This window comes from Phyllobacterium sp. 22229, from assembly GCF_052056495.1.
Classification (GTDB): Bacteria; Pseudomonadota; Alphaproteobacteria; order Rhizobiales; family Rhizobiaceae; genus Phyllobacterium; species Phyllobacterium myrsinacearum.
This window is the reverse complement of the sequence record NZ_JBQEPA010000031.1, coordinates 38,008-53,584: the sequence shown is the minus strand read 5'-3', so window position 1 is coordinate 53,584 and position 15,577 is coordinate 38,008. Positions and strand designations below refer to the sequence as shown.

At 57.7% G+C, this 15,577-nt stretch carries 14 protein-coding genes and 1 pseudogene; 3 read left to right on the top strand and 12 right to left on the bottom strand.

Annotated elements, in window-relative coordinates; genetic code table 11:
• On the top strand, positions 1-1,469 hold a 1,469-nt coding region (locus ACTJJ7_RS26100), incomplete at its 5' end, for an ABC transporter ATP-binding protein (RefSeq protein WP_440969301.1).
• A 97-nt stretch (positions 1,470-1,566) separates the two neighbouring features.
• Positions 1,567-2,150 (top strand): annotated as a pseudogene (locus ACTJJ7_RS26095) (Tn3 family transposase); the annotation flags it as partial.
• Positions 2,151-2,304: 154 nt separating this feature from the next.
• On the opposite strand, the gene ACTJJ7_RS26090 reads toward ACTJJ7_RS26095, so the two are convergent.
• From ACTJJ7_RS26090 to ACTJJ7_RS26040, 11 genes are all read right to left on the bottom strand, one after another.
• A complete protein-coding gene (locus ACTJJ7_RS26090; RefSeq protein ID WP_440969300.1) occupies positions 2,305-3,789 on the bottom strand; it encodes an NAD-dependent succinate-semialdehyde dehydrogenase in 1,485 nt (494 codons plus the stop codon).
• A gap of 72 nt (positions 3,790-3,861) precedes the next feature.
• Positions 3,862-4,938, bottom strand: coding sequence for an ABC transporter ATP-binding protein (locus ACTJJ7_RS26085; protein WP_130272589.1), 1,077 nt, complete (start codon positions 4,936-4,938; stop codon positions 3,862-3,864).
• Positions 4,935-5,735 carry an ABC transporter permease gene (locus tag ACTJJ7_RS26080; protein ID WP_105733819.1) on the bottom strand — a complete coding sequence of 267 codons (801 nt, stop codon included), beginning with the start codon at positions 5,733-5,735 and terminating at the stop codon, positions 4,935-4,937. The genes ACTJJ7_RS26085 and ACTJJ7_RS26080 overlap by 4 nt, the downstream gene beginning before the upstream one ends.
• Before the next feature lie 5 nt (positions 5,736-5,740).
• Positions 5,741-6,598: an ABC transporter permease gene (locus ACTJJ7_RS26075; protein WP_440969299.1), complete on the bottom strand. Its 858-nt coding sequence runs from the start codon at positions 6,596-6,598 to the stop codon at positions 5,741-5,743.
• Positions 6,599-6,675: 77 nt separating this feature from the next.
• Positions 6,676-7,686: an ABC transporter substrate-binding protein gene (locus tag ACTJJ7_RS26070; protein ID WP_440969298.1), complete on the bottom strand. Its 1,011-nt coding sequence runs from the start codon at positions 7,684-7,686 to the stop codon at positions 6,676-6,678.
• Positions 7,687-7,736: 50 nt separating this feature from the next.
• Positions 7,737-8,066, bottom strand: a complete 330-nt coding sequence (locus ACTJJ7_RS26065; RefSeq protein WP_440969297.1) for an NIPSNAP family protein — start codon at positions 8,064-8,066, stop codon at positions 7,737-7,739.
• A 3-nt stretch (positions 8,067-8,069) separates the two neighbouring features.
• Entirely contained in the window at positions 8,070-9,533 is a 1,464-nt protein-coding gene (locus ACTJJ7_RS26060) for an aldehyde dehydrogenase (protein ID WP_440969296.1), read from the bottom strand.
• Between the two features lie 7 nt (positions 9,534-9,540).
• Positions 9,541-10,578 (bottom strand): LLM class flavin-dependent oxidoreductase, encoded by a 1,038-nt coding sequence (locus ACTJJ7_RS26055; protein WP_440969295.1) that lies wholly within the window; start codon positions 10,576-10,578, stop codon positions 9,541-9,543.
• Positions 10,579-10,581: 3 nt separating this feature from the next.
• Complete coding sequence (locus ACTJJ7_RS26050) at positions 10,582-11,502, bottom strand: flavin reductase family protein (RefSeq protein ID WP_130272594.1); 921 nt, start codon at positions 11,500-11,502, stop codon at positions 10,582-10,584.
• A gap of 12 nt (positions 11,503-11,514) precedes the next feature.
• Positions 11,515-12,315 carry an alpha/beta fold hydrolase gene (locus ACTJJ7_RS26045; RefSeq protein ID WP_105733900.1) on the bottom strand — a complete coding sequence of 267 codons (801 nt, stop codon included), beginning with the start codon at positions 12,313-12,315 and terminating at the stop codon, positions 11,515-11,517.
• Entirely contained in the window at positions 12,290-12,892 is a 603-nt protein-coding gene (locus tag ACTJJ7_RS26040; RefSeq protein ID WP_105733812.1) for an amino acid synthesis family protein, read from the bottom strand. The genes ACTJJ7_RS26045 and ACTJJ7_RS26040 overlap by 26 nt, the downstream gene beginning before the upstream one ends.
• A gap of 100 nt (positions 12,893-12,992) precedes the next feature.
• Here ACTJJ7_RS26040 and ACTJJ7_RS26035 point away from each other — a divergent pair, with 100 nt between their 5' ends.
• Positions 12,993-13,679: a GntR family transcriptional regulator gene (locus tag ACTJJ7_RS26035; protein ID WP_440969294.1), complete on the top strand. Its 687-nt coding sequence runs from the start codon at positions 12,993-12,995 to the stop codon at positions 13,677-13,679.
• Positions 13,680-13,948: 269 nt separating this feature from the next.
• On the opposite strand, the gene pdxR is transcribed toward ACTJJ7_RS26035, so the two are convergent.
• On the bottom strand, positions 13,949-15,445 hold the full coding sequence (gene pdxR / locus ACTJJ7_RS26030) for a MocR-like pyridoxine biosynthesis transcription factor PdxR (RefSeq protein WP_440969293.1): 1,497 nt from the start codon (positions 15,443-15,445) through the stop codon (positions 13,949-13,951).
• Between the last annotated feature and the right edge of the window lie 132 nt (positions 15,446-15,577).

Genomic DNA, 15,577 nt, shown 5'->3' with positions numbered 1-15,577 from the left:
TGGATGATCTGCGAGTGCGCGTTTATGCGCATCTGCAATCCCTGTCGCTGGGGTTCTTTGCCAGCACGCGCACCGGCGAGATCCAGTCGCGTATCGCCAGCGATATCGGCGGTCTGCAGGCACTTGTCACCAATACGGCCAATGAGCTGGCGCGCAGCCTCAGCACCGTTGTCATGACCGGTGCCGCCATGATGTTCCTGGACTGGAGACTGGGGCTCTTTTCCTTGGCAGCGGTGCCTCTGACAGTACTGATCAGCAACCGGGTCGCCAAGTTGCGCGAAACCATCACCTTCGAGCAGCAGCGGCGCATTGCCGACATGTCCTCGGCCATCCAGGAATCGCTCTCCGTTTCCGGTATCATCCTTGCCCGAACCATGGGCCGCAGCGAACATTTGATCCGTCTGTTCAAACGCACCTCCAGCGACGTTGCTGCATTGGAGGTACGCTCCCATACGGCAGGCGAATGGCAATGGTCATTGATCTATCTGACATTGTCGATCCTGCCGGCGCTCACGCTGCTTCTGGGCGGCTGGTTGATGAGCACGGGCGCCGCGGTCACCATCGGCACGCTCGTTGCCATGATCGCTTTGCAGGAACAGCTTCTCTGGCCGTTTGAGCAATTGCTTCAGACAGGGCGCGAGCTGCGAACGACAAGGGCCCTGTTTACGCGCATATTCGAGTATCTCGACAAACCTGTCGAAATCACCGAAGACCTTGATGCGGTTACCCTCGCCCGCGACCGCGTTCAAGGCACGGTGCGGTTGGAGAATGTCTCCTTCTCTTACGATAAGAGCAGGCCCACCGTTCAAGCCATCTCCATCGACATTCCGGCGGGAAGCCATGTGGCCATCGTCGGCGCTACCGGTTCGGGCAAGACCACACTCGGCTATCTCCTGGCCCGGCTTTACGATGTGGATTCGGGTTCCATTCGCTATGATGGCGTTGATGTCCGGCGTCTCAGCTTTCAGTCACTGACCGACATACTGGGCGTCGTCACGCAAGAACCTTATCTGCTGCATGCCTCCGTTGCCGAGAACCTGCGCTTTGCCAAGCCGGAAGCGAGCGATGAGGAATTGATCACGGCAGCAAAGGTCGCACAGATCCATGACATGATCTCGGCACTCCCCGATGGCTATGCCACACTGGTCGGCGAAAGGGGCTATCGGTTCTCCGGCGGCGAGAAGCAGCGTCTGGCGCTTGCCCGCACCATCCTGCGCGATCCGCCGGTTCTGCTCCTCGATGAGGCGACAAGTGCCCTGGACAACCGGACGGAGCGGGCCATGGCCAGAGCCCTTGCTACGCTTGCCAGAGACCGCACAACCATCACAATCGCGCACCGGCTTTCCACCGTGCGCCAGGCCGATCAGATCATCGTTCTGGACAAGGGCTGCATTGCCGAGCGCGGAACCCATGATGAACTGATGGCGTTGAACGGCGTCTATGCCAGGCTTATTCAGTCCGCCGGTTAGTGGGCCATGCCCGAAAAGGACAGCCATCGGCGACGGCCCCGCCAGGTCACGGGCTATGTCTGATCAACTCTTCCACTGGTTTCTCAGAAGCTTTCACCGTTCTTTGATCGCCGACAAGATCAATGAGCCTCTAGTTGAACGAAACTGGCCAGATATACTACGGATTGCTGCTACAATGACCGCCGGCATTATGCCACCAAGCCAAATCCTGAGAAAACTTGCCTCGTATCGCAGACAGAACGAGCTGGCCGTTGCTCTGCGGGAGGTCGGCCTAATCGAACGAACACTCTTCATGATCGACTGGATTATGGACACGAGCATGCAGCGCCGAGCGCGCGTCGGTTTGAACAAAGGGGAATCCCATCACGCCTTGAAACAAGCCATCAACTTTTACCGACGAGGTGAAATCCGTGATCGCACTACCGAAGACCAGCACTATACGATCGCGGGCCTGAATCTGCTTGTTGCTGTCATTATTTTTTGGAACATCTTGAAACTTGGCGAGGCTGTCAAAGATCGAAGCCAAGCCGGATTGCCAATTCCGCCGGAACTTCTCGCTCATGTGTCACCGCTTGGATGGGAACACATCAATCTATCGGTGAATACAAATGGCCAATCGCTTTGGGTGTCATTTCGCCCCCTCCCGCAAACAACCCCTATATCCTAGCTGCTTCCTTCTGAATAACGAATAGCACGCCGCCAACTACGTTACATCAATAATTTGTAACGGAACCTCTCGCCGCCGCCCAACAACGTGACAACGCCCGTGCATCTCATCAGTGGTTTGATTGACAGGCTCGATTGGTCGCCAAAAGCGTCGTCTGGAGATCACCTCTCATAGACCAACATCGAGACACAAGTATTTAACTTCAACGTAATCCTCGATCCCGTATTTGGAGCCCTCACGGCCTTGACCGGATTGTTTAATGCCGCCGAATGGCGCAACCTCCGTGGAAATCAGACCGGTATTGATACCCACCATGCCATATTCCAGCGCCTCAGCCACCCGGAACACGCGCGATAGGTCCTTGGCGTAGAAATAAGAAGCAAGCCCAAACTCGGTATCGTTGGCCATCTCGACGACATCATCTTCCGTTTCGAATCTGAAGAGCGGCGCGACGGGGCCGAACGTCTCTTCGCGAGCAATTTTCATGGCGGATGTCATACCGGTTAGGATAGTTGGCTGGAAAAACAGCCCGCCCCTCGCATCACGTTTACCGCCGATGGCAATAGCGGCGCCTTTTTCAAGCGCATCGGTGATATGCTCTTCAACCTTCGCAATTGCATTTTCGGTAATCAGCGGCCCGGCCACAACGCCGTCCTCAAACCCGTCGCCCACCTTCATCATTGATACTTTTGCCGCCAGCATCTCGGCAAACGCATCATAGACCCCGGCCTGCACATACAACCGGTTCGCGCAGACGCATGTCTGGCCGTTGTTGCGATATTTTGAGATCATCGCGCCTTCGACGGCAGCATCGAGATCGGCATCGTCGAACACGATGAAGGGCGCGTTGCCGCCGAGTTCGAGGCCGAGCTTCATGATCTGCTCTGCGCCCTGGCGCATAAGAATCTTGCCGACGCCGGTAGAGCCGGTGAAGGTGAGCTTGCGAACCTTGTCATTCTCCGTGAATTCAAGGCCGATATCGGCGGATTTTTTCGAGGTAACGACATTGAAGACGCCGGCTGGCAGCCCCGCACGTTCGGCCAGAACAGCAAAAGCCAGCGCCGATAGCGGCGTTTCGGCGGCCGGCTTGGACACCATGGTGCAGCCGGCTGCAACGGCTGGCGCAAACTTTCGTGCCAGCATGGCATTGGGGAAATTCCACGGTGTGATCGAGGCAACGACACCGATCGGCTGCTTCAGCACGATGATGCGCTTGTCCTGCTGGTGACCGGGTATGGTATCGCCATAAACGCGCTTGGCCTCTTCGCCGAACCATTCAACATAGGACGCACCATAGAGGATCTCACCCTTGGCTTCGGCCAACGGCTTGCCCATTTCCAGGGTGAGGATAGCCGCCAGATCATCGGCATTGGCAATCACCAAATCATAAAGCTTGCGGAGCACAGCAGCGCGGTCCTTACCGGTCTTTTTCGCCCAGAGCTTTTGTGCCGTGTGGGCGGCGTCGATGGCGCGCGCGGCGTCGGCACGCGCCATGTCTGGCAGGGTGGCAATCACCTCGCCAGTCGATGGATTCGTGACATCGAATGTCGCGCCGCCCTCACCTTGTCCCTGCCATTCGCCGGCGATCAAAGTCTTGTCGGTGGCAAGCGATGGGTCTTTCAGTTTGGCGAGGATTGTGTTGGACAGGGCCATGGCGCAGGCCTCCTTCGATAGGTTGATTGCTGCGGCAATGACCGACGCAAAACGTCATCGGCCACTGTAGGGTCAGACGAATGCGTGCGTCGATTTCGGTTCGAAGCTCAGCCAAGCCTGATCGCCGCGGCTGATGCCGGAAATCGCCTCGTGTCCGAACGGCAGGCGCACAGAGAGGATTTCACCATTACCGGTTTGGGTGCTGACCTCGATATTATTGCCGAGGAACGTAATGTCCTTGATCGTCACGGCAAGGCCGTTGTCGATCCGTGTGCTCGACAATGAAAGTCGTTCCGGCCGTAGCAGCAGCGAGGCAGAGGTCCCGCTCGCCTTGCCGGCATGCATCGGCACGCCATCGACGACCGTACCGCCAGGCAGCAACAGTCGCGCATTGCCATCGGTATTTGAAAGAACCTCGGCATTGATGAAATTGCTGTCGCCAATGAAACCCGCCACAAAATGTGTGGCTGGATCGGCATAGAGTTCCCGTCCGGTTCCGATCTGATCGATTTCGCCCTGACTGAAGACCGCGATACGGTCGGAAAGACGTAGGGCCTCTTCTTGATCATGGGTGACATAGAGAATGGTCACTCCGGTTTCTTGATGGATGCGTCGGATTTCGAACTGGATTTCCTCACGCAGCTTCTTGTCCAGCGCCGAAAGCGGCTCATCCATCAGAAGCACGGGTGGATTGTAGACCAGTGCGCGAGCAAGCGCGACGCGCTGCTGCTGGCCACCGGACATCAAGGCTGGCTTGCGCTCCTCAAGACCTTCGAGCCGGACGAGCTTCAGCGCCTTCTTCACCCGATCGGTTATTTCCGCCTGACCAACGCGGCGAACGCGCAGCGGGAAGGCTACGTTCTCGCCAACGGTCAGATGCGGGAACAGTGTGTAGCGCTGAAACACCATGCCGATATTGCGCTTGTGTGACGGGGTCGAAAGCAGGCTCTGACCTTTCAGCAGGATATCACCGTCTGTCGGGTCCTGAAATCCGGCAAGGATGTAGAGCGTCGTGGACTTGCCCGAACCGGATGGCCCAAGAAAGGTCATGAACTCACCCTCGGCAACATCCATGGTCACATTCTTAACGGCAGTGACCTGACCATATGTCTTGCGGATGCCACGAATGGAGAGAAATGACTGGGTCATACTTTGCGTCCCTTGCGGAAGAATGCCGCCAGAACCATCAGCAGGATGGTGAAGGCAATGAGAATGGTGGAGGCGGCGGCGATGACAGGCGTCAGATCCTGTCTGAGTGTCGCCCAGATCTTGACCGGTAGCGTCTGCAGCGTCGGGCTGGCCATGAAGATGGCAAGAACCACTTCATCCCACGACGCGAGGAAAGAGAAGATCGCGGCGGCAAAGATGCCATGGCTGACGGCGGGCACCGTTACCCGGATACGGGCTTCCCACGGGGTTGCGCCGCACAGGATCGCCGCATCCTCGATCGACTTGTCGAAACCGTCCAATGCATTTCCGATCGAGATGATTGAGAATGGCAGCGCGATCAGAAGATGCGCGATGATGAAAGCGATCGTGGTGCCCGCCAGTCCGAACTGCAGAAAAAGCGCATAGAGGGCGACGGCGAGCACTACGACGGGGAGGATCATCGGAGTGAGAAACAAGGCTCGCAGGGCTTCACGTCCAGTGAAGGAGCCCCGGTTCAAGCCGAGGGCAGCGAGAAAGCCAAGCACGACGGAAAAAACCGTGACAATGGCGGCGATCTTCAGACTGCTCAAGGCGGAATAAAGCCAGCGCGGATCGGTGAACAGTGCCTGATACCACTTGAACGTCCATGACGGCGGCGGAAAGATCAGCCATTGCGACGAGCCAAAGGACAAGGCGGCAATGAACAGGATCGGTAGGATCAGAAACAGACAGACCAGAACTGTCAGGCCGATCAGGAACGGTTTCAAACCACCAAGTTTCTCGAAATCGAGCAGCATAATTGTTACCTCGCCCGATTTGGGTTCACGAATTTGAGCTGGATGGTGTAGAGCACCAATGTCACCAGCAGGAGCACAAGTGCGGCAGCGCCGCCCATGCCCCAGTTGACCAGCGACTGCACGAATTGCGCTACGAGCTCGGCCAGCATCATGTTCGACGTGCCACCGAGCAGGGCCGGCGTAACGTAGTAACCAAGCGACATGACGAAGACCATCAGCGCACCTGAAGCGATGCCCGGCAACGACAGCGGTAGAAGAACGCGGGTAAAACACTGGCGCTTGTTGGCACCACAGAGGGCAGCGGCACGCAGGATCGCGGGATCGATCGACTTCAGAACGCCGATCAGCGGCAGGATGATGAAGGGCAGCATGATATAGGTCATGCCGATACTGACGCCGACGAGATTGTTGACCAGCGCCAGCGGCTTATCGATGATACCAAGACTCAGCAGAACCTTATTGACGACGCCAGTGCGCTGCAGAAGCACCATCCAGGCATAGGTTCGAGCAAGCAAATTGGTCCACATCGACAGGACAATGATTGCCAGCACCAGCCGCGACCAGCGCTCGGGCATGATAGCGAGCAGCCACGCGATCGGAAAGCCGATCAGTACGGAGACAATGGTCACAAGACCGGCAACGGTAAATGTATTGAGGAATACCCGCAGATAGGTCGTCGAACCTAAAAGCTCCCGATAATTCTGGAGACCGGGTGTGGGCTCAAGCACGCTGCGCATCAGCAGCATAATTACTGGGACGATGAAAAAGAAGGCGATCAGGAGCAGAGCCGGCACGACATAGCCGAAACTGCCATCTCGCCAAGGCGTTTTCCGTCCACCATCAGCCGTTACCGACAAACCCATTACCAACCTCCCGGCTACCTACGGAAATCACGGGCTGGCACCACCCGCCTATGGTCATTTGTTGCCTCAGATACCGGTTATTTCGCCTGCCAGGCGTACCAGCGTTTACCAATCTCGTCGCGATGGGTCGCCCAATAGGTCATATCAGCGTTGACCTGGGTCTCGGCCTGCATGTCCGGCAGCGTCTTGCGAAGGCCAGCATCCATCAGGCTGGGAGAATCGATACTGATTGGCGCGTATCCGGTGAGCGTTGCGAAGTCCGCCTGCGCCTTGCCGCTCGTGGCGTTGGCGATGAACTTCATCGCCGTTTCCTTGTTCTTCGTTCCCTTCGGAACGACCAGAGCGTCAGCGGCCGTGATATTGTTGGTCCAGGACATCTCGACCGGGATACCGGTCTGGGCAAGCGCCGTCAGACGGCCATTCCAGAAGGAACCGAACGGTGCTTCGGCCGATGCCAGCAACTGCTGCGACTGCGCACCACTATCCCACCAGACGATTTCGGACTTGATGGTGTCGAGTTTCTTGAAGGCGCGATCGAGATCAAGCGGATAGAGCTTGTCGGCCGGCACGCCATCGGCGAGCAAAGCCGCTTCGATCACGCCCGGAGCCGACCACTTGTAGAAGGTGCGCTTGCCGGGGAATTTTGCAGTATCGAACAGATCAGCCCAGCTCTTCGGGCAGGCATCAACAGCATCCTTGTTGCAGCCGATGACGAAGGAATAATAGAAACTGCCGACCGAATAATCGGTGACGAAGCGCGGATCTAGCTTGCTTTTATCGATAAGGGAGAAGTCGAGCTTTTCGAGAAGGCCGGCGTTGCCGGCCTGAACGGCGTAATCACCTTCGACGTCGACGACATCCCAAGCGACGTTCTTGGAGTCCACCATGGCCTTCAGCTTACCGTAGTCGGTTGGGCCATCCTGAGCGACGTTGACGCCGGCAGCGGCGCTGAACGTATCGGCCCAATGCTGCTTCTGCGCGTCCTGCGTAGTGCCGCCCCAGCTGGTAAACACCATGTCCGCTGCGTTCGCTTGGTCAGCAAATGTAACGGTGGCGGCCAGAAGAGTGATAATTACATGCTTTTTCATGTTTTCTCCTCCCTGAGAAAAACCGTGATCTGTGAATACGTTGGTTTGCCCTAGATCGGCACCATGCCGCCCAGAGGCGAGAATGCTGCGGGCGACATGATCTTGTTTTCGGCGGTCACGATCAGGTCGCGTATCTTCGGCAGGAAAGCCTGCCATTCCGGATCAACCGCCAGCTGGGCGCGCCGCGCCTGGCGGTCATCGAGGCTTTCGAAAGCCCAGATATGGACAATCTCGTTGATCGGCCCGATCTCCGAGGAGAAGTAGCCGATGAGATTGCCAAGATGCTTTTTCTGAATGGTGATGCCGATCTCGCCGACCACCTTCAGGTATTCGGGGATAGCGCCGTTCTTCAGCCGATAAGTTCTAATCTCGTAGAGCATGGTTCACCGCATCACGAAGGGATCAGGAAACGGATCGTCCGTTGTTCTCAACCAGACTGTCTTGGTACGGGTGAAATCGAGCGCAGCGGCAATTCCGCCTTCGCGGCCATGTCCCGACTGGCCGTAGCCGCCGAACGGCGCGATCGGCGAAACGGCGCGATAGGTATTGATCCAGACAATGCCGGCGCGGATGCGCTTCACCATGCGATGCGCCCGCGTCAAGTTCTGGGTGAACACGCCCGATGCGAGGCCGTACCGGGTGTCGTTGGCCAATGTGACCGCTTCATCCTCGCTGGTAAAGGACACGACAGACAACACCGGGCCAAAAAGTTCGGTTTCAGCCGACGGCGAATTGATACCGTCGCAATCGAGAATAGTCGGCAGGTAATAGAAACCGTCGCTCTCGCCTGCCCGGGCGCCGGTCACGACCGTGGCACCTGCATTAACGGAGGCAGACACGATCCGCTCGACATGATCGCGCTGGCGCTTGGTGCAGAGCGGGCCGAATTCGGTCGCCATGTCGAGCGGTGTGCCGATACGGATAGCCTCCGCCTTGGCTTTGACGAGTGCGACAAACCTGTCCTTCACCGAGCGCTCGACGATCAGACGCGAGCCGGCAACGCAGCTCTGGCCGGTCGCGGCAAAGATGCCGGCAACCTGTGCATTAGCAGCACTTTCCAGATCAGCGTCGGCAAACACGATGAAAGGCGATTTTCCACCGAGTTCGAGCGAGGTGCTGGCGAGGTTTTCCGCCGAATTGCGCACCACATGCGCCGCCGTTACTGCCCCACCGGTGAAGGCAATGTGGGCGACACCCGGATGGCGGGTGAGCGCATTGCCGCACGAAGGGCCAAAACCGGTGATAACGTTCAGCACACCTTTCGGAAAACCGGCTTCATGTACCAGGCGGGCAAATTCCAGCATCGGCGCCGGGCCATCTTCCGAAGCTTTGACCACCAGCGTGCAGCCGGCGGCCAGTGCCGGGCCGATCTTGACGGCCGAGAGAAAAAGTTGGCTGTTCCACGGCACGATGGCGGCCACGACACCGACCGGCTCGCGCCGGGTCCAGACATCCATTTCGGCCTTGTCGATCGCCAGCGTCGAGCCCTCGATCTTGTCGGCCAGCCCCGCGTAATACCGATAGTAGTCAGCGACATAAGTGATCTGCGCGGAGGTCTCGCGGATGATTTTGCCGGTGTCGCGGGTTTCGAGCTCGGCAAGGTGCTGCGCATTGGCCTGAACCAGATCCGCCAGCTTGTAGAGGAGTTTACCGCGTGCGGTGGCCGTCATCGCCGGCCACGCACCATTCCACAATGCCCGTTCGGCCGCGTTGACTGCGCGATCGACATCGGTTTCGCGCGCTTCCGGCATGGAAGCCCAGACCTTGGCCGTCGCCGGATCGATACTGTCGAATCGCGCGGAGCCGTTTTCAAAAACGCCATCTATATACTGTTGGAAGCTTTGCATTTCAGCCTCACCGGAATGCTGGCATCACGTCGGCGATAAAGCGCTCGAGCGACGCCTTCTTGCGCTCGAAGCTCATGCCGGTGTCTATCCAGAATGAATATTCGTCCCAACCCTGCTGCTCGTAAATCTTCAGGCGATCGATAACCGCCGCTGCGCTTCCAATCGGCATGTTGGTGACCATCTTGTCCGGTGACAGGTTCGGGTTCACCGTCAGTTCCTCTTCGTTCAACGTCTGGATCAGGCCCTGAGTGATCGGCCGCTCATTTTTGAACCAGGCGAAGAAGTAATTGTAATAGGTACTGATTTCCTTAGCAGCCTGGGCAACATCGGCTTCGTCGGACCCAACATAAGTATGCTGCAACAGCATGATCTTCGGGCGCGTCACATCCGGCGCCTTGTCGCAGGCCGCATTGAAGCGTTCCATCAAGCTGCTAATCTCGGCCTCGCCATTGGCGAGTGGCGTGCATTGCACGTTGCAGCCATTGGCAACAGCGAAATCATGGCTGTTCGGATCGCGTGCTGCCACCCAAATCGGAGGATGCGGCTGTTGTATCGGCTTTGGCGCCGAGGTCGTCGACGGAAACTTCCAGAACTCCCCGTCATGGACGTAGTCACCGGCCCAGATCCCTTTGATAGCCGGGATCAATTCACGCATGCGCAGACCGGCACCCCAGGCATCAAGGCCCGGCAACAGGCGTTCGTATTCAAAGCTATAGGCACCGCGGGCAATACCGAGATCAAGACGGCCGCCGCTGATGAGATCCGTCATCGCCGCTTCGCCGGCAAGCTTGATTGGATGCCAGAACGGGGCAATAATCGTACCGGTACCAAGGCGCACGTTTTTAAAGCGGCTTGCCAGATCGGCGAGATTGACAAACGGGTTCGGTGCGATGGTGAAGTCCATGCCATGGTGTTCGCCGGTCCAGATGGCATGCATGCCACCCTTGTCGGCAATCTCACACAGGTTGAGGAACTCTTCGTAGAGTTCCTCATGGTTCTGACTGGCATTGAGCCGTTCCATATGAACAAAAAGAGAGAACTTCATAAATCACCCTTTCCGGGCCACAGCGTGAACGCGGCCTTTTTCCTGGTTGCCGACATAGATCCCGAAATTGCCGAGCGTACTTTCCTGAGCGTAGCGCTTGACCGTCTCGCGGACGGCGGAATCGTGGATATTGTCGAGAGGCAGTTGCTGAAGCGGAAACATCTGACCGACCTTGGGCGTGCCATCGCCCAGCGCTGCGCGATAGACGAAGTTCTGGCGTCCGGCTTTGGTATCTTCGTAGATGGAGTAGAGCAGACCCGTCTGGATCGAGAGGCCGATCTCGGCAGTGAACTGCGGCTCTAGCGCTTCCATACCTTCGCTTTCGGCCTTGTCGACAAATGGCAATGTCCAGCCGCCATTGGTATCGCGCACCAGTAGAATCTCGCCGGTGCGTTCGGCGACGGCACCGACCGACAGGCTGCCTTCGACATTTGCGAGAAGACTCTTTTCGGTGAGCGCCGGGGTGAAATAGCCGCCGCGAGCATAACCCAGGCCTGTCTTGCCGGAGTTTTCGAAACCTTCGATCTTGCCGATCAGGATGACATGGTCTCCGGCATCAACGCGCTCGTACGCCGAACAATCGAACCAAGCGGCAACATCGGAGAAAACAGGCGAACCGAACGGACCCTTCTGCCAGTCGACCGCGGCAAAACGGTCCTCGACCGGACGGGCAAAGGTGTTGGACACATCCTTCTGGTCCTCCGAGAGGATGTTAACCGAAAACCCCTTGGCAGTCATCAGGGTCTGATAGTTACGCGAGGTCTTTGCCAGGCAGACCAGGAGCAGCGGCGGATCAAGCGAGACACTTGTAAAACTGTTGGCGGTGAAGCCGATCGGACCACCTTCGTCATTGAACGTAGCTACGACGGTCACACCTGTCAGGAATGCGCCAAACGCATCACGAAGCGCTCTGGGATCATTCATTGTCATTCCTCCTCACTGTGCAGTCTGCCATGTGAGCCAGTCGGCCAGTGCCTTACTTACCTCTTGCGGCGCCGTGAGATTGACCATATGCCGGTGACCTTTGATGACGACCGCCTGGCCTCGGGGTGCCGCCTTGGCCATCTCTTCGGCCATCTCAGCCGTTGAATTCTTGTCGCCATCGCCCGTCAGGAACATTGCAGGGGCTGTCACCGTCGGCCAGCTATCCAAATACACGGCATCGCCGGTCGCAAAGGCCCGATAGGCCGCAGCGTAACCGCTGGAATCGACTTGTTGCAGCAGTTCATGCACGAGGTGATAGGCTTCGCCATCCTTCTCGTCCGCCGAAAACCATCTCTCCAGCGGCGCCTCACGATCGAAGGCACCGGATAAGATTTGGTCGGCGCGAGCTTCTACCGCCTGCCGCGCCATCGGCGTCCGCTTGTAGACGCCGTTCAGCAGGGCGACCCGACGCAACTTCGATGGCTCCGTCGCGGCAAAACCGGCGGCAATCAGGGCGCCCATCGAATGGCCTGCAACATTGACCGCTTCGAGCCCCAGTTCATCGATCAGTCTTGCAAACCAGGCGACGAAATGGGGCATTTCCGGCAAAGCATCGAGCGGTGCGGAAAAACCGTGTCCCGGTAAATCGACCGCAATCACGCGGTGATCTTTCGAGAACCGCGCAATCTGGGGCCCCCAGGCTTCGATACGCATGCCCACCCCATGGATGAGAACAAGTGTCTCGCGCCCCTGCCCCTGGTCAATATAGGCAGCGCCGGAAGGCGTCTTAGACCGATGCAGGGTTTGCAACATCATGGCCAAGCTCCTTCAGGTCCTGATAGCGATCACCGATACGGTGATGCGGACGGCCACCGATCGAGGCACCGAGCGCGACGACGATCTCGTCAGCGGCCGGCGCGTCCGGAATGGCGCACTGGATCGTCAGGTAATGCGAGCGACGGCCTTCATCGTTCTTGTCCATCAGCGGGATCATGATCGGCGCATTGGCGGGGCCGCGGGTATTGCAGAAGGCGAGATAGGATTTTGCGCCGACAGCGGTGCGGTAGTGGTTGCCGAAACGCAGAGTGTGAATGAGCGCCGAGCCATGTTCGATCTCGCCATCCAGACCAACCACTGCAGACTTTCCGTAAGCTTCGACAGCTTCGCCGGAACCGACGGTATCGATGATCATCTTGGTTAACAGTTCGCCGAGTACCGGGGCGACCGCATGGATCTCCGGCTTCAGATCATCCACGAAGCCGCGACCGGTCCAGGGGTTCTTCACGACGGCCAGCGCTGCAATCAGCTTCAGCGGCGCCGCCGCTTCCTTGCCGCCTTCAACGAGAGTCGTCTCGATCTGCAGAAATGTCTTGCGGATCACCGGTACCATGGAATTCCTCCCTGCAATTTCATCTGATCATATGTTGGTATACCATAATACAAAATGTCAAGTACTTGCTGAAATGATTTTTTGAAGTTAGAAGGATGACATGAGTACCAACGACGACACTCTCGCCGCTTTGCGCATCGAAACCCCTCCAATAACGCTGCGCGAGATTGCGCTGCAACGAATGCGGAGGGCCATTATCAGCGGGCTCTTCGAACCCGGTACGCGCTTAGTGGAACGCACGCTTTGCGATCACCTTGGCGTATCGCGTTCGGTCATTCGCGAAGTTATTCGACACATGGAGGCCGAGGGGCTGGTAGAGATGCTCCCCAAGCACGGACCAATTGTTGCACCGCTGGAATGGGATGTAGCCCGCCAGATTTACGACATCAGGGCGGCTCTGGAAGCGACAGCCGTCGCGGATTGTGCTCGTGTTGCGAATGACGAAGTTAAGGCTGAACTCCGTAAGGCTCTGGATGAGCTTGATCAGACGTCTCGCCAGAACTCGCCGCTCAGAATATTGGACGCAACAACCGATTTCTACAGAGTGATCTTTCATACTGGCGGCCATACAATCGCTTGGGAAATAGTCGAGCGATTGAACAGTCGGATTTCCCGCTTGCGGGTAATGACGCTCTCCACAGCCAACCGGACCGTGTCTGGCCCTGCACAAATCCGCGAAATATTTACAGGCATTGAGAACAACAATCCGGAAGCAGCAGCAGCGGCTTGTCGCGCCCATATCGCTGCCGCTACCACTATCGCTGAGGGTATTTTAGCAAATAAATAGACAGTTCGGATTTTCAAACCCCTGCGACGGATCAATCCCTGTCGCGTAATAAATACTCTAATGCAGCAGGTGGCATGCCTTCTGGTACTTCGAACAGGCATATGGGCTGAGTGTCCTGTCACCTCAGGGGTCTCCACCGAATCCGAGGCATCTGCCGCAGACGTTGCCGGGTCATGTGTGAAATCCAGAAACGGCGGGCGGCTGCGGTTTTTGCTGAGAACATCGCCACGCCACCGGGCCGGCCGCATGAGAAGGCAGAGCAACCTGGATCACTTCTTGGGAGTAGGCCAGGAAAGTAGCGTTTCGATCCGCGCCCTGGTCCGGGCAACGCCCTCATCGATGTTACTACGCGGGATCGATGAATAGCCCATGCGAAAGAAGCTGCATGGGCCATTGGCGTCAGGAAAGAAGGGGGAGCCGGATTCGATCAGCACACCGTCCTGCCGAAGCTCGGCCATCAACAAATCAGCGTCAAGCCCTTCCGGTCCCTCCACCCAGAACGAGGTACCGCCGAAAGCCGATGATCCCGCTATGGTGAAGCCCTCGCGCTGGAGCGCCTTGGCCATGATGATGTGACGCTTGTGATACTCATCGCGCATGCGATGCAACGCGGCATCATGGTGGCCGAACGCCAGGAAATATGCCGCCGTACGCTGTAGGTGCCCCGGGGGATGGCGTAACATAAGGGCACGAAGCGCTCGGGCTTCGCGGATGAAGGGTGCTGGGGCTACCAGGTAACCTAGCCGCAGCCCGGGGAAGAGCGACTTGGAGAAGCTGCCGATATACAATACACGGCCTTTGCGGTCGAAGGCTTTCAACGCCGGCGACGGTGGTGCGAGAAAGCTCATTTCGAATTCATAATCATCCTCGATGATGATGAAGTCCTGTTCGTTTGCCGCGTCCAGCAGGCGGGCACGACGCTCGATTGGCATCGTTGCTCCCGTCGGCGAGTGATGGCTGGGGGTAACGAAGACGGCGTCCACGTCCGCTGGGATATTTATCGGCGGCAGCCCCTCTTTGTCGACACCTATCGCCGTCACCCGTGCCCCGCTCAGCAAAAGCGATGCGCTCATATCAGGGTGACAAGGGCTTTCACACACGGCGTGTGTCCCTTGCCTCAGCAAAAGCCTGGTGACGATCCAGAGCGCATTCTGCGCTCCCACGGTGACGAGGATCTCGTCGGTATTGGCCCGGATGCCGCGACTGGGTAGGGTGCGCGAGCATATATAGTTGACGAGCTGCACATCGTCGGCGGCAGCAAAGTCGCCTGCCATCAGCTCGAAATCTTCGCGGGCAAGTGCTCGCCTGGCACAATCGCGCCAGGCATTGAGGTCGAACAAGGACGGGTCCATTTGGCCATACAGAAACGGATAGGGATAGCGCCGCCAGTCCAACGGCTTGCTCATCTGCTTGGCGACGACAAAGCTCGTCCTGATCTTGGCCGGCCAGTCAATGGCGTTGTTCACAGCCGGCATCGCCTCCGTCGCCAGCAGTCCGATCGGTGGATTGTTTGAAATGCGATAAGCGCTGCGACGAGCCGTCTCGACATAGCCCTGCGATGCGAGCTCCTGATAGGCAAGCGTTACCGTGATGCGCGAGATGTTGAGATAGTCCGCAAGCTTGCGTGTCGACGGCAGTTGCGCGCCCGGCTGGATGCGGCCGGCGAGTACAGCGGACACAATCGTCTCACGGATTTGTACCTGCAAGCCCACCCGGCTGGCGGGGTCAAGGAAAAAAATCGTTTTGGAAACTGCTGAATGCGCCATGGCCGCCCGGACGTTAAACTGGAGTCATTCAACTTCCAATCTGGATATAAGGCAATTGGTATCTCTCATTTAAGTCTATCAACCAGAACCAAGACCGGCACCAAAGCCAGCAGGTTTCCGGACCAACCGGAA

Coding starts and splice junctions, on each gene's coding strand:
- ACTJJ7_RS26080 (WP_105733819.1), bottom strand. CDS start 5,735: ATGCTGCTCGATTTCGAGAAACTTGGTGGTTTGAAACCGTTCCTGATC.
- ACTJJ7_RS26050 (WP_130272594.1), bottom strand. CDS start 11,502: ATGAATGATCCCAGAGCGCTTCGTGATGCGTTTGGCGCATTCCTGACA.
- ACTJJ7_RS26075 (WP_440969299.1), bottom strand. CDS start 6,598: ATGGGTTTGTCGGTAACGGCTGATGGTGGACGGAAAACGCCTTGGCGA.
- ACTJJ7_RS26090 (WP_440969300.1), bottom strand. CDS start 3,789: ATGGCCCTGTCCAACACAATCCTCGCCAAACTGAAAGACCCATCGCTT.
- ACTJJ7_RS26085 (WP_130272589.1), bottom strand. CDS start 4,938: ATGACCCAGTCATTTCTCTCCATTCGTGGCATCCGCAAGACATATGGT.
- ACTJJ7_RS26070 (WP_440969298.1), bottom strand. CDS start 7,686: ATGAAAAAGCATGTAATTATCACTCTTCTGGCCGCCACCGTTACATTT.
- ACTJJ7_RS26065 (WP_440969297.1), bottom strand. CDS start 8,066: ATGCTCTACGAGATTAGAACTTATCGGCTGAAGAACGGCGCTATCCCC.
- ACTJJ7_RS26060 (WP_440969296.1), bottom strand. CDS start 9,533: ATGCAAAGCTTCCAACAGTATATAGATGGCGTTTTTGAAAACGGCTCC.
- ACTJJ7_RS26055 (WP_440969295.1), bottom strand. CDS start 10,578: ATGAAGTTCTCTCTTTTTGTTCATATGGAACGGCTCAATGCCAGTCAG.
- pdxR (WP_440969293.1), bottom strand. CDS start 15,445: ATGGCGCATTCAGCAGTTTCCAAAACGATTTTTTTCCTTGACCCCGCC.
- ACTJJ7_RS26035 (WP_440969294.1), top strand. CDS start 12,993: ATGAGTACCAACGACGACACTCTCGCCGCTTTGCGCATCGAAACCCCT.
- ACTJJ7_RS26045 (WP_105733900.1), bottom strand. CDS start 12,315: ATGTTGCAAACCCTGCATCGGTCTAAGACGCCTTCCGGCGCTGCCTAT.
- ACTJJ7_RS26040 (WP_105733812.1), bottom strand. CDS start 12,892: ATGGTACCGGTGATCCGCAAGACATTTCTGCAGATCGAGACGACTCTC.